Raw genomic sequence first — 13,433 nt, forward strand, 5'->3', positions numbered from 1 at the left:
TATTTATGATTTGAATAGTTTAGCTCTTATTATACACCTTTAACATAAACAGCTGTTAAATAAAGAATTTTATTTGATTTTTTGTACCTCAGTCTCGTAAGACGTCAGAACGAGTCCGTCCTCGGTCGCGGGCGACATCATGGGAACCGGGCGCAGCGTACGTTTATCGATCAGGACGGAATGGGGTTCGTCAGGGGCAAACAGATGCTGCTCTCCCCACTGGCGTAGCGCAACCACCACAGGGAACAAACGCTCCCCCTTTGCCGTCAGAACATATTCCTGATAAGCCGTGCCGTCCGATGCGGATTGCGTCGTGAGGATACCCGAGTTTACCAGTTTGTGCAGACGGTCAGAGAGAATATTACGCGCCATACCGAGGCTTCGCTGGAAATCGCTAAAGCGCCGCAGGCCATCGAAGGCGTCGCGCACAATCAACAAGGACCAGCGATCGCCGATAATATCCAAGCTTCGGGCGACGGGGCAGGTTTGGTTGGTAATTTTTTCACGCGCTGGCATGGGCTCTCCAAACGGTCGGGTAAACTAGTTGCATTTTAAAACTCCCTGTTCTAGCCTACAACTGGTTTTATTTTGAAACTAGATTGTTAAGGCTGGAATTATGAAAGCGTCAACGTTATCCCCATCGCTAATGGACCCGGAAACGGTTATGCCGCGTAGCCTGGTCTGGCTGTTTGCTCTCGCCAGCGGGCTGAGCGTGGCAAACGTTTATTACGCACAACCGCTGCTCGACGCGCTGGCGCGAGATTTTTCCATCAGCGACGCCGCGATTGGCGGGGTGATCGCGGCGACCCAGCTCGGCTGCGCGATGGCGCTGCTCTTGCTGGTACCGCTGGGCGACAGAGTCAATCGCCGCCGCCTGATGGCGACGCAGGTGCTTCTGCTGATCGCTGCGCTGACGGCGGTAAGTATGGCATCCACTACCGTGATGCTGTTGGGCGGGATGCTTGCGGTTGGCCTGCTGGGTACCGCGATGACCCAGGGGTTGATCGCCTATGCTGCCAGCGCCGCTTCGCCCCATGAACAGGGACGCGTGGTGGGCGCCGCGCAGAGCGGAGTCTTTATCGGGCTGTTGCTGGCGCGGGTATTTTCAGGGGGCGTGAGCGATCTCTTCGGCTGGCGCGGGGTATACATCTTTGCCGCTTTACTGATGCTGGGCATTGCGCTTCCGTTGTGGCGTCGGCTCCCGATATTAGCGGTAGCGTCGACCTCCTTGAGCTACCCGCGCCTGTTGGCATCGATGCTGACTCTGCTGTGTCAGGAAAAAGTGCTTCAGGTGCGCGGCGTGTTGGCGCTACTGATGTTTGCCGCCTTCAATATCTTCTGGAGCGCGCTGGTTTTGCCATTGAGCGCTCCGCCCTTCAGTTTTTCGCATACTGAGATCGGCGCCCTGGGCCTGGTGGGGGCCATCGGCGCCCTGGCGGCCGGACGAGCCGGTAAATGGGCCGATTGCGGATACGGGCAGCGCACCAGCGCCGCGGCCCTGGTCATGTTGCTGGTGGCCTGGTGGCCTTTATCGCTGATGGCATGGTCGCCAGCGGCGCTGTTGGCTGGCATTGTGCTGCTGGATCTCGGCGGTCAGGCGCTGCATGTCACCAATCAAAGCATGATTTTCCGTACCCGTCCCGAAGCGCACAGCAGGCTGGTCGGTCTGTATATGCTGTTTTATGCGCTTGGCAGCGGTTTGGGGGCGGTAAGTACGACCGCGGTATACGCGCGCGCGGGATGGCAGGGCGTTTGCCTGCTGGGGGCATCGGTCAGTCTGCTGGCGCTGTTGTTCTGGTTGATGACTCGGGGCGTGATGTCGAGCCATGATGGTGGAGAAGTTTAGCGGAGAGCGAGTGGGTGATGTTAATTTTTTGTGTAATATAGCAGCCGTTGTTTTTAATGACGCGCGGGAGCGTAAATCATATGCCACAACAGAAATGTGCGGACTGGGTCCGGCTGGCCCAGTCGCCCGCGCATATTGAGCGTATCGAAGCCTTCTTCGGCGGACACGGTTATGAGCCTCACCGGCATGATACTTATGCCATTGGCCAGACGCTCTCCGGCGTACAACGTTTTCACTATCGCGGCGGCCTCCAGCACAGCCTCCCCGGTGGGACGATGGTTTTGCATCCCGATGAGGTCCATGACGGCGAGGCAGGGACCGAGGAGGGGTTTCGCTACCGGATGGTATACATTGAGCCCGCGCTGATTCAAAAGATCCTTGGCGGCAGGCCGTTGCCCTTTATCACTGGAGGAATTTCCAGCGATCCGCGCTTGCTGCGCGCCGCGCTGCCGTTGCTGAAGGACGTCAGTGCCCACTTCGCGCCTCTGGAGGAGGAGGACGCGCTGTACGATCTGGCGCAGACCCTGGCCGCCGTCGGCGGCCAGCGCTTTCGACGCCGTGCCTTCGATTATCCTGCCGCGGAAAGGGCCCGGGAATATATCCACGCCTGTTTTGCCCAGAACATCACCCTCGACACCCTGGCGAATGTCAGCGGCAGAGACCGCTGGAGCCTGAGCCGCGATTTCAGAGCGCTGTTTGGCGCCAGCCCCTGGCGTTATGTGATGATGCGGCGCCTCGATTTTTGCCGCCAGCGGATGCTGGCAGGGGATAACCTGGCGGATATCGCAGCCCACGCAGGCTTTGCCGATCAAAGCCATATGACGCGCCAGTTCATCAGCCGTTTTGGTCTCTCTCCGGGCCGCTGGCTGAAGTTTGTCCGCCCCTGACCCGCCGCAAGTTGCACAATCGTTCAATCTCTGCGGAGAGGGGGGATCTATGCTGACAGCCTTTATCACAAGGAGTCAGCTGATGTATCAATCGATTAATATCGCGCAGAAATTCACCCTTTTCACCGAGCAGTGGCAGCCGAAGGTGGTGGCCGAAATGAATAATTATCAGTTCAAGGTGGTCAGGATCCTCGGCGACTTTATCTGGCATAGCCATCCGGAAACCGATGAAACCCTGCTCGTAGTGGAGGGTGTGCTGCGTCTGGATTTTCGCGATAAGCATCTGCTGCTCCAGGCCGGCGAGATGATCGTGGTGCCTCGGGGCGTTGAGCATAAAACCTCGGCGGAAACCGAAACCAAACTTATGCTGATCGAGCCGCGCGGCGTCCTGAATACCGGGCATGAGGGCGGAGAGCGGACCGCGGTGAACGACGTCTGGATTTAACGAACGCGGGGGCAGAGAAACCCTCTTTCCTGAGCGGAAAGAGGGTTGAAAGGTTTACTTCAGTTCGTCAACCATGGTGGTCGCGCGGCCGATATAGTTGGCCGGCGTCATCGCTTTCAGGCGAACTTTTTCTGCTTCCGGCAGCGCCAGGCTGTCGATGAACTGCTGCATGCCTTCGGCGTCCACGCGCTTGCCGCGGGTCAGCTCCTTCAGCTTCTCGTACGGCTTCTCGATGCCGTAGCGGCGCATGACGGTCTGAATCGGCTCGGCCAGTACTTCCCAGTTGTGGTCTAGTTCATCCAGCAGACGGTCCTGATTCAGCTCCAGCTTGCTCACGCCTTTCAGGGTGGATTGATACGCGATCAGCGCATAGCCGATGCCGACGCCGAGGTTACGCAGGACGGTGGAGTCGGTCAGGTCACGCTGCCAGCGGGAAACCGGCAGTTTGCTCGCCAGATGCTGCATCACCGCGTTGGCCAGACCGAGGTTGCCTTCGGAGTTCTCGAAGTCGATCGGGTTCACTTTATGCGGCATGGTGGAAGAGCCGATTTCGCCGGCAATCGTCTTCTGCTTGAAATGGTTGAGCGCGATATAGCCCCAGACGTCACGATCGAAATCAATCAGGATAGTGTTGAAGCGGGCGACGCAGTCGAACAGTTCGGCGATATAGTCGTGCGGTTCAATCTGGGTGGTGTACGGGTTCCACTGGATACCCAGCGAGGTGACGAACTCTTCGCTGAACTGGTGCCAGTCGACTTCCGGGTAGGCGGCGATGTGGGCGTTATAGTTACCCACCGCGCCGTTGATTTTGCCAAGGATTTCAATCTGATTCAGCTGACGATACTGGCGCTCCATACGGTAAGCGACGTTCGCCATCTCTTTCCCCATGGTGGACGGCGTAGCCGGCTGGCCGTGAGTACGGGAAAGCAGCGGGATATCGCGGTACTGTACCGCCAGGTCTTTCACCGCGTCGATCAGCTTGCGCCAGTAGGGCAGGATCACTTCGTCGCGAGCGGTTTTCAGCATCAGCGCGTGGGACAGATTGTTGATGTCCTCGGAGGTGCAGGCAAAGTGGATAAACTCGGAGACCGCGTGCAGTTCAGCGACATCGGCGACTTTTTCCTTGAGGAAATACTCAACCGCTTTGACGTCGTGGTTGGTGGTGCGCTCGATGGTTTTGATGCGCTCAGCATCTTCTACGCTGAAATCAGCGACGATTTTATCAAGGTAACCGTTTGCGTCGGCAGCAAAAGCAGGAACTTCCTTGATCGCTGCGTGCGCGGCCAGTTTTTGCAACCAACGCACTTCTACCTGAACGCGGAATTTCAGCAAACCGAATTCGCTGAAGATACCGCGCAGCGCGCTGACTTTGTCGCCGTAGCGGCCGTCGACTGGGGAAACGGCGGTCAGTGAGGATAATTCCATAGATCACAACTCCGGGGTTAAATGAGCAAGAATTTGTTTTGCCTGGTTAACCAGACGATTACGAGAAAACATCAGCTGCAGACGCCCGCCGCCGACCTGGTGCCAGAGCACCGCGGAGCGAATACCGGCCAGCAGGGCAGAGCGAACCTTCGCCTGAACCTGAGGGCTTTGCAGCACGGCGGGAGAGCCGGTCACCTGAATCCGCGGGCCCAGCGGGCTAATGACATCAACATAGATGCCGGCCATCGCGCTGAGCAGCGTCTCGGATTGCAGATCGAAATGTTCAAGCTGACGGCGCAGGCCACCGATACGGTTGCCGAGGGTATCCATGGCCCCCTTGCTGGCGGCAAGCTTACGCTCCAGCACCATCAGGCTTAAAGTATAGCGGGTAAGTTCGGCGTTCAGCCCCTGGCGGCTGCTGGTATTCAGCACGCCAATAAGGGTCTCCAGCCCGAGGCGAAGATTGGCTTCGCTACCACCGAACACCGCCAGCGTTGAATCCGGATCGAGGTCGATGATGCTGTTCAGCGACACATGCAGAGCATCACTATCGCAGTGCCCCTGGTGCGCCAGTTCCTGAACCAGACGCGCGGCCTGGCAAACGCCGGCCAGCGCCAGCGTAATGTCATAATAATTCTTCGCCACACATTCTCCTTATAAACCGTCGAATGCCCGAGCGGCGCATTCAGCGGCTAAAATGTCTGTCAAGCCGGCAGCGGCAAGCGCTGTTCGATAATCCCGCCGCCGAGGCATACTTCGCCGCTGTAGAAGACCGCAGACTGGCCCGGCGTCACGGCGGCAACCGGCTCATCAAAGATGACTTCAATGCGGTCGTCATCCAGCGCTTTAACGCTGCAGGGGATATCGGTCTGACGGTAGCGGGTTTTCACCGTGCAGCGCAGCGTGCCCGTAACCGGCTCGCGGTCGACCCAGTGCAGCTGTTGGGCAATCAGCCCAACGGACATCAGACGCGGGTGGTCGTGGCCCTGGGCGACAACCAGAATATTGTTTTCGACGTCTTTATCGACCACGTACCACGGGTCTTCGCCGCCGTCTTTGATGCCGCCGATACCGAGGCCTTTACGCTGCCCAAGGGTGTGGTACATCAGGCCCTGATGCTCGCCAACTTCGTCGCCGTCAACGCTGATAATTTTTCCCGGCTGAGCGGGCAGGTAGCGGCCAAGGAACTCACGGAATTTGCGTTCGCCGATAAAACAGATACCGGTCGAGTCTTTCTTCTTCGCGGTAATGAGATCCAGCGCTTCGGCGATTTTACGCACCTGCGGCTTTTCCAGCTCCCCCACCGGGAACAGGCTTTGTGCGATCTGTTCGTGGCTTAGGGTATAAAGGAAGTAGCTCTGGTCTTTGTTACCGTCGAGGCCGCGCAGCAGCTGGCTCTTGCCGTTAACGTCGGCGCGGCGCACGTAGTGTCCGGTAGCGATGTAGTCGGCGCCGAGGTCTTCTGCGGCAAATTCGAGGAAAGCTTTAAATTTAATTTCTTTGTTACACAGAATATCCGGGTTCGGCGTGCGCCCGGCTTTATATTCTTCCAGGAACAGCTCGAATACGTTGTCCCAGTATTCTGCGGCAAAATTGACGGTGTGAAGTTCAATTCCCAGCTTATCGCAAACGGCTTGGGCGTCGGCAAGATCCGCCGCTGCGGTGCAGTATTCCTCGCCGTCGTCTTCTTCCCAGTTCTTCATGAACAGGCCTTCCACCTTATACCCTTGCTGGAGCAGCAGGTAGGCGGAAACTGAGGAATCAACCCCGCCGGACATGCCGACGATCACTTTTTTCTGGCTTTCTGACATTGGAATACTCACTACATTGAACTTCGAGGCGGCGTATTCTAGCACGCGTCCTCGGTTGAGGCACCCCCTGTAAACGGCCAGTTAAATTCACCGATGAGCGACAGCGGGTAGCGTGGATCCTGCTGATAGCTGCGAATGCTCTCAGCAACCAGTTGAGAACGCAGGTTTGTCGCGTTAAGAATTTCCTCAGCGCTAAGCCACAGGCAGCGATCGATATCGCTATCATGGGGCTCGGTGGCGCACGTATCGTTAAGCTCGATAGTAAAGAGGAAGCGCAAAAATGGGGTGCGATCCGGGGCTATCCACTGATGCAGGCGAAGAAAGTGCTGCGGCGTCGCGCGAATGCCGGTCTCTTCCCAGAGCTCGCGCTCTGCGGCCTGAATCAGTGTTTCATCGGCCTCGAGGTGGCCCGCAGGCTGGTTCCACAGCGCTTTTCCGTTAATCGTTTCTTCAACAACGAGGAATTTGCCTTTCGCGTGAACCACGCAGGCGACGGTGACGTGCGGCTTAAACATTGATTTTCCTTATGTATGCGGTGAGTCGGTTTTGCGCCATTCGCCGTTGGCCAGGCCATCCAGCGTATAGCCGCCCATCGCGTAGCGAATCAGACGCAGCGTTGGAAAGCCGACGTGGGCGGTCATCCGCCGCACCTGGCGGTTGCGTCCCTCATAGAGGGTGATTTTCAGCCAACTGGTGGGGATGGATTTGCGCTCGCGGATGGGCGGATTCCGCGGCCATAGCCACTCAGGCTCCGCCACCCGCTCGATCCCCGCAGGCAGGGTGGGGCCGTCATTAAGCGTGACGCCGTCGCGGAGGGCGGCCAATGCGTCCTCCGTCGGTTCACCTTCCACCTGAACATAATAAATCTTTCCGGTGCGCTTGCCCGGCTGGGTGAGCGCCGCCTGCAGCGCGCCGTCGTTAGTCAGCACCAGCAGCCCTTCGCTATCGCGGTCGAGCCGACCGGCAGCGTAGACGCCGGCAACCGGAATAAAATCTTTTAGCGTGCTGCGCCCGGCTTCATCGGTAAATTGCGGCAATACATCGTATGGTTTATTGAACAAGATCACAGTTTTTGGCTGGCGTTCTTTGCGTTGTCTGGTGACTTGTTGCGTGCTGAATCGCTCAACGCGATGTTTTCTAAATGAAGTTTTTTGCATGGTATTTTCAGACTCAATCAATTGCCGCATTATAGCCTAATTACGAATGCCTTTCATGGACGCAAACATTCAGGTAGTATTGACATGCTCATTACAACTTATTAACAAAAAGGTTGCTCAAACCGATTCGCATTACAGGAAGGCGACACGGACGCGAAATCTCCGGTTAGCGGGATATTCCGATGACGGGAGTGGGCGAATAAAGCCAACGCCCGGCTAGCGTGAAGAGGGAAGAGCAGAACCAGAAGCGCTCGAAGGAGAGGTTAATGGAAAGCAAAGTAGTAGTTCCGGCGGAAGGTCAAAAAATCACCCTGCAAAACGGCAAGCTGAACGTCCCTAATAACCCGATTATCCCGTTCATCGAAGGCGATGGTATCGGTGTTGACGTGACCCCGGCGATGCTGAAAGTGGTTGATGCTGCCGTTGAGAAAGCCTATAAGGGTGAGCGTAAAATTTCCTGGATGGAAGTTTACACCGGCGAAAAATCGACCCAGGTTTATGGCCAGGATGTCTGGCTGCCTGCCGAAACTCTTGATCTGATTCGTGAATATCGTGTTGCTATCAAAGGCCCTCTGACCACGCCAGTCGGCGGCGGCATCCGTTCTCTGAACGTTGCCCTGCGTCAGGAACTGGACCTCTACGTTTGCCTGCGCCCGGTTCGTTATTATCAGGGTACTCCGAGCCCGGTTAAACATCCTGAACTGACCGACATGGTTATCTTCCGCGAAAACTCCGAAGACATCTACGCCGGTATCGAGTGGAAAGCCGATTCTGCCGAAGCGGATAAAGTAATTAAATTCCTGCGCGATGAAATGGGCGTGAAGAAAATTCGCTTCCCGGAACATTGCGGTATCGGCATCAAGCCGTGCTCTGAAGAAGGCACTAAACGCCTGGTTCGCGCCGCCATCGAATACGCTATCACCAACGATCGCGATTCACTGACCCTGGTGCACAAAGGCAACATCATGAAATTCACCGAAGGCGCGTTCAAAGACTGGGGTTACCAGCTGGCACGCGAAGAGTTCGGCGGTGAGCTGATTGACGGCGGCCCGTGGCTGAAGATCAAAAACCCGAACACCGGGAAAGAGATCGTCGTTAAAGACGTGATCGCTGACGCCTTCCTGCAGCAGATCCTGCTACGTCCGGCGGAATACGACGTTATCGCCTGTATGAACCTGAACGGTGACTATATCTCTGACGCCCTGGCGGCGCAGGTTGGCGGTATCGGTATCGCTCCGGGCGCGAACATCGGTGACGAGTGCGCGCTGTTCGAAGCGACGCACGGTACTGCGCCGAAATATGCTGGCCAGGACAAAGTGAACCCGGGTTCCATCATCCTGTCCGCTGAAATGATGCTGCGCCACATGCAGTGGTTCGAAGCCGCAGACCTGATCGTTAAAGGCACCGAAGGCGCTATCGCCGCCAAGACCGTGACCTATGACTTTGAACGTCTGATGGAAGGCGCTAAGCTGCTGAAATGTTCAGAGTTTGGCGACGCGATTATCGCGAATATGTAATCTGGCCCCCAGATTATGTCAGAACGGGAACCTAGTGGTTCCCGTTTTTATTATTAGTTTTCGAACGGTTATCAAAATTTTATCAAAACAAGTTATTAAAACCCCTCCCGAAAACCTCATAAGGCCACCTTTGTCCACCCCTTACCTCGATCATCATGGTACCTATCCGTTTGTTGTTGAGTTTTGTGTCCAAGTAAATCTTTCGTGTTTATACCCTGAGCTTTATATAACCGCTCGGAAAGCGATCTTTGTTCATGGAACGTTGCCGGTGTACCTTGCCCCCAGTCAATATCTGCATTGTCTCTTGCCTTGCTGAAATTCATGGTCAGTGTTCTGGGTTTCACCTGTGCTCCTCGCTCAGCCTGTGAGGTGGTTCTAAAGAAATGAACCAAATAAGGGCTTACTGCATAATCCCGGCAACGGCTGATTACATCTCGGAGGCTCCAGTTGATTGCGTTGCAACGCAGAGCTAATGGAATAGCGATTTTGCTTCCGGTTTTCTCTTGCTCAACGTGTAGATGCTCGTCCCAGATGTCCGAGAATTTCATACGGGATATATCACCTGGTCTCTGGCCTGTTACTATGGCTAAAAGCATGGCGTTCCCCATGTATTTGTGGTTTTCAAAGGCTATATCAAAAATCTTTTGCCATTCCTCAAGAATAAGGCGCTGGCGAGTGATCTTTCTACGAGGTTGTTTAGTTGCTAGTGCAGGGTTATAACCAGGAGGTACTTCTTCCGCATGCTGAGCTTCTTTAAAAACATCTATTAGGACAGAGCGAATGACCTGCGCCATTCTAGGTTGTCCCTCCGCTAAATATTCATCAAGAATTTGCGCAATATCTCGAACATTGACTGCGGAGATTAATTTCATTCCTACCCGTTCCTTAAGTAGAGATACTGGTTTTGCTTTTTGCTTGATAGTGTTTTCTTTTATATCTCAGGACCTTAATCTTTCCTGCTGAATTTTCCAGTAGCGTTCAAGCCAGGTGTTAGTTGATATTGCTTTTCCTGAGCTGGCCGATATGCTCGGCGTTAGCTCGTCTAATGCTGTCCTGTTGCATCTGCGTGCGTTAGAGAGAAAAAATTTTATAAAACTCTCTCGCCGTGTCTCCAGAGGAATTTCCATCGTCGGGCGAAAGGAGCCTACGCTCGCGGTACAGCTGCTGCAGGAAATGATCGCTGAAGAACCCGGCGCGCGTGAAAGAGCGATTGAGTTTTTGCGACTGTTCGGTGAGCAGGTCGGGACTGAGCACTGGCTTGTGCTTTACGCAGATGGCTTCGGGAGGACGGACGCATGGATCTTTCGCGCTGGCGGCACGATCTCCACCGGTAAGGGTGACGTCCTGACCACTGGCTCAGATGTACGGCTGAAAGATGCATTCACGGAACCACGGGAAGGGGCTTCCAGGCGCATTAATGCGCTCGGGGTATGCGAGTTCAATATGAAAGGCGAAACGCGCCGGAGGCGTGGTTTTATCGCTCAGCAGGCTGAAAAAGCTGACGAACTGTATACTTTTCTCGGCATCGAGCAGGAGATTGATGGCGAAAAACTCAGAGTGATGAATGTGGATTATACGTCGATCATCGCCGATTTGGTAATAGTTGTGCAGGATTTGATTAGGCGAGTTGACGCACTAGAAAGTTGAGGAGCATAAAAAATCCCCGGAGGCACTTGCCAGGGGCAACTGAAACGACATTAATTGCTGTGTACATCACAGAATAATTTGCAGTAAACGATAAGTAAGTTCAAGTAAAGTTTTACTGGTCAGATGTTGTGTTATTTTTTAATAACCTACCAAAATTAATAATGCAGTAGTGCTAAATTCCACTGGGAATTCATTTTTAAGAGTATAACCCTAAGGTATTACTAAGTATCAGATATAAATTGTGCGGATAGATTCAAAAAAATGGATGCCAAATGTTATTATTGATACGTTTATCATTAATTGATGTGCAATCTTGTAATTTTCATATCCGTGTTATAACTTTGTAATGCAGGGCGGTTTTATCTTGTAATTTAGTGGGTTAAAGTGATGGCGGCTCTTAGTGATTTATAATAGGCTTTCTATGTTAACAAATTTCCCGGATGAAAAATACATATCTGATAGAAATTCATCGTTCATTAAGCGAGTATATTTTTTACGTCAGATTGGTGTCGTTCTTTGCTTTCTTCCTATATATTCAGTCCTCCAGGAACAGTCACATCAAGAAATAACAAAAGCCTTGTTAATTCTGAATGCACTCATCTGGCCATCGGTTGCTTATCTTGCAAGCATGATGTCGAAGGATATGCTGAGTACTGAAAAGAAGAATATGTTACTTGATTCATTCTGGGCTGGAATCTGGATAGCCGTAATGCAAGTTAGTCCAATTCCATCATTATTCATAATCTCAGTTCAAATAGCTGATCGCTATGCTGCTGGTGGATGGAAAATTTTAAAACCAGCATTAATGTGGATGATGATTAGTTTCCTGACAGTTTGGTTAGCAAATGATTTCAGATATACTATAGAATTCAGTACCCGAACGGTATTGCTTTCTTTACCCCTGGCGACCTGTTATCCCATAGTACTGAGTATTGTTTCAAGGCACTTATCTATAAAGTTGAGGAAAAGAAGGGAGTTACTCGAAAAACAGGCTCTGATGGATCCTGGCTTAGATCTGCCAAATCGCCGTTTTTTTGAGCAGAAAATGGAAAGTGCTTTTCGTGCGACGCGTAAAAAGAGAATTCATTCTTATCTTATGCTCATTGATGTTGATAATTTTAAACAAATTAATGATACCTATGGCCATGAAGTAGGTGATGCGGTGTTATCTCGTATATCAACAATATTACGAGAGTGCGCTGGCGAGAAGGACGTACCAGCAAGATTTGGTGGCGATGAGTTGGCTATTATTGTTAACAATAGTAATAGAAAGCTAGTTATAGCTATGGTTCATATAATTCAGAAAAAAATTAAAGATCTTTCATTACCTTCTCACAACGAAATTTACTGTACTGTCAGTATCGGTATTTCTTGTGCAGAAAATAAAGAATCCATCATCGAGTGGATCAAAGAGGCTGATGAAATGCTATATGAAGTTAAACGTAACGGGAAAAATGGATATTGCATGCCGAATAATTAAAGATGATATGATTTCTTTTCTCATGATTTTATACTTATAAATTTTAAAGATAGTTTATGATCGGCATTGCCAATACGGAAAAATTAATTCAGAACCTCATCCCCCCTCTCAACTAACGTTTGATACCTGCCACTAAATCAGCGATATAAATAAGTCTATGATTTTATTGTAATTAATAATGGGATCGTGTTTCTTGTTTTTTCCTTTCGAGTTATTTGATTTGAATAATCGATCAATTTATGAAATGTGATAGGTTTCGGCTATTGTTCGATCGTTATCGATCATTTTAAACTATTTCTCTTTCATTTCTAATTATGACACGATTAGGATTATTCCTAGTTCCGGTGTTTTTTTAATGATAAAGAACAGTGTGGAAATAGATTCCTGTAGATTTGTTTTAGAGCCGTCTTTTATAAAAGATGGTTCTATTCATTCTTGGGAAATTCTCACGAAAAATGTTAAAAAAAAGGACTGCAATGATTACCTTGCTAATGAAAGTGGTTTTTGTTTCACTTCATTAAGCGATAAAGAAAAAATCGATGTGTTTAAGAAACAGATATTAACAATTGAAAGGCTTGATACATCAAAATTGAAGTTCAAGCCAGTTTCGTTAAATGTTGACAGTCTTATTAGCGATTGTATTTTGAACGATAAATATATTAGTGATTACTTAAAAAACCAAAAAAACATTGCTTTTGAGATTAACGAGCATTTTCATGAATTCAATACTAAATGCTGTATGGTTGACTTAAAGTATCTTTCAAAATTGTGTCCAGTTTGGCTGGATGATTTTGGGAGGGGCTTAACAAGTTTAACAATTATTGATATGTTTAATTTTGAATGTATAAAAATTGATAAAGATTATTTCTGGGAAATACAGAGTGAGAGCGAATTCTTTAAAATAATAAATGAAGTAAAATCATACTGCAATTTCGTGATTGTTGAGGGAGTTGAGACAATAGAACAAAAAAACAAAGTACATGCTGTTGTTGATTGCGCTTGCCAGGGAAGGTTGTGGATGAGTGATTACTATTATGTTGAGATTTAAAATAAATGACAACGAAAGATGATAAATGTCCATTTTTGTGGTGCAAATCTAATTAATGAGGACCACTGCCACAGTTGCCATGCATTTAAGATTAAAGGTTATGTATCAAGAGACGCACGCAAGACAATTAATTTGATATCTATCTGCACATCTTTACTGGTAGCGCTCTT

General features: G+C 51.0%; 12 protein-coding genes and 2 pseudogenes. 7 read left to right on the plus strand and 7 right to left on the minus strand.

The annotated features are described in order from the left end of the window. Window positions 1-69: 69 nt before the first annotated feature. Window positions 70-516 (minus strand): winged helix-turn-helix transcriptional regulator, encoded by a 447-nt coding sequence (locus tag KCG39_RS02155; protein ID WP_049112936.1) that lies wholly within the window; start codon window positions 514-516, stop codon window positions 70-72. A 100-nt stretch (window positions 517-616) separates the two neighbouring features. Between KCG39_RS02155 and KCG39_RS02160 the strand changes: the two genes are divergently transcribed. The 3 genes from KCG39_RS02160 (at window position 617) to KCG39_RS02170 (ending at window position 3,178) form a co-directional block, all read left to right on the plus strand. Beyond that, complete coding sequence (locus KCG39_RS02160) at window positions 617-1,846, plus strand: MFS transporter (protein ID WP_049112938.1); 1,230 nt, start codon at window positions 617-619, stop codon at window positions 1,844-1,846. An 80-nt stretch (window positions 1,847-1,926) separates the two neighbouring features. Further along, window positions 1,927-2,733 carry an AraC family transcriptional regulator gene (locus tag KCG39_RS02165; protein ID WP_112166425.1) on the plus strand — a complete coding sequence of 269 codons (807 nt, stop codon included), beginning with the start codon at window positions 1,927-1,929 and terminating at the stop codon, window positions 2,731-2,733. A gap of 82 nt (window positions 2,734-2,815) precedes the next feature. Further along, window positions 2,816-3,178 carry a cupin domain-containing protein gene (locus KCG39_RS02170; RefSeq protein WP_112166345.1) on the plus strand — a complete coding sequence of 121 codons (363 nt, stop codon included), beginning with the start codon at window positions 2,816-2,818 and terminating at the stop codon, window positions 3,176-3,178. Window positions 3,179-3,232: 54 nt separating this feature from the next. Here KCG39_RS02170 and purB read toward each other — a convergent pair whose 3' ends face one another. From purB to rluE, 5 genes are read right to left on the minus strand one after another with little or no spacing between them, the layout of a single operon-like run. Beyond that, a complete protein-coding gene (purB, locus tag KCG39_RS02175) occupies window positions 3,233-4,603 on the minus strand; it encodes an adenylosuccinate lyase (RefSeq protein ID WP_004131470.1) in 1,371 nt (456 codons plus the stop codon). Window positions 4,604-4,606: 3 nt separating this feature from the next. Further along, window positions 4,607-5,248 carry a high frequency lysogenization protein HflD gene (gene hflD, locus KCG39_RS02180; protein WP_004131471.1) on the minus strand — a complete coding sequence of 214 codons (642 nt, stop codon included), beginning with the start codon at window positions 5,246-5,248 and terminating at the stop codon, window positions 4,607-4,609. 59 nt (window positions 5,249-5,307) lie between these two features. Further along, window positions 5,308-6,414, minus strand: a complete 1,107-nt coding sequence (mnmA, locus tag KCG39_RS02185; RefSeq protein ID WP_004131473.1) for a tRNA 2-thiouridine(34) synthase MnmA — start codon at window positions 6,412-6,414, stop codon at window positions 5,308-5,310. Between the two features lie 38 nt (window positions 6,415-6,452). Further along, complete coding sequence (locus KCG39_RS02190) at window positions 6,453-6,929, minus strand: NUDIX hydrolase (protein WP_004131476.1); 477 nt, start codon at window positions 6,927-6,929, stop codon at window positions 6,453-6,455. 9 nt (window positions 6,930-6,938) lie between these two features. After that, complete coding sequence (rluE, locus tag KCG39_RS02195; protein ID WP_004131478.1) at window positions 6,939-7,601, minus strand: 23S rRNA pseudouridine(2457) synthase RluE; 663 nt, start codon at window positions 7,599-7,601, stop codon at window positions 6,939-6,941. 236 nt (window positions 7,602-7,837) lie between these two features. Here rluE and icd point away from each other — a divergent pair, with 236 nt between their 5' ends. Beyond that, window positions 7,838-9,088 (plus strand): NADP-dependent isocitrate dehydrogenase, encoded by a 1,251-nt coding sequence (icd, locus tag KCG39_RS02200; RefSeq protein WP_004131480.1) that lies wholly within the window; start codon window positions 7,838-7,840, stop codon window positions 9,086-9,088. A gap of 116 nt (window positions 9,089-9,204) precedes the next feature. On the opposite strand, the pseudogene KCG39_RS02205 reads toward icd, so the two are convergent. Then, window positions 9,205-10,107 (minus strand): annotated as a pseudogene (locus KCG39_RS02205) (tyrosine-type recombinase/integrase); the annotation flags it as partial. 214 nt (window positions 10,108-10,321) lie between these two features. Between KCG39_RS02205 and KCG39_RS02215 the strand changes: the two are divergent. The 3 genes and pseudogenes from KCG39_RS02215 to KCG39_RS02225 all read left to right on the plus strand — a co-directional run. After that, window positions 10,322-10,735, plus strand: a pseudogene (locus tag KCG39_RS02215) (tail fiber domain-containing protein); the annotation flags it as partial. Window positions 10,736-11,156: 421 nt separating this feature from the next. Beyond that, complete coding sequence (locus KCG39_RS02220; RefSeq protein WP_049114943.1) at window positions 11,157-12,215, plus strand: sensor domain-containing diguanylate cyclase; 1,059 nt, start codon at window positions 11,157-11,159, stop codon at window positions 12,213-12,215. A gap of 355 nt (window positions 12,216-12,570) precedes the next feature. Next, on the plus strand, window positions 12,571-13,263 hold the full coding sequence (locus KCG39_RS02225) for an EAL domain-containing protein (RefSeq protein WP_004131485.1): 693 nt from the start codon (window positions 12,571-12,573) through the stop codon (window positions 13,261-13,263). Window positions 13,264-13,433: the final 170 nt, after the last annotated feature.

Origin of the sequence: Klebsiella pasteurii, assembly GCF_018139045.1 — a bacterium.
Lineage (GTDB): Bacteria > Pseudomonadota > Gammaproteobacteria > Enterobacterales > Enterobacteriaceae > Klebsiella > Klebsiella grimontii.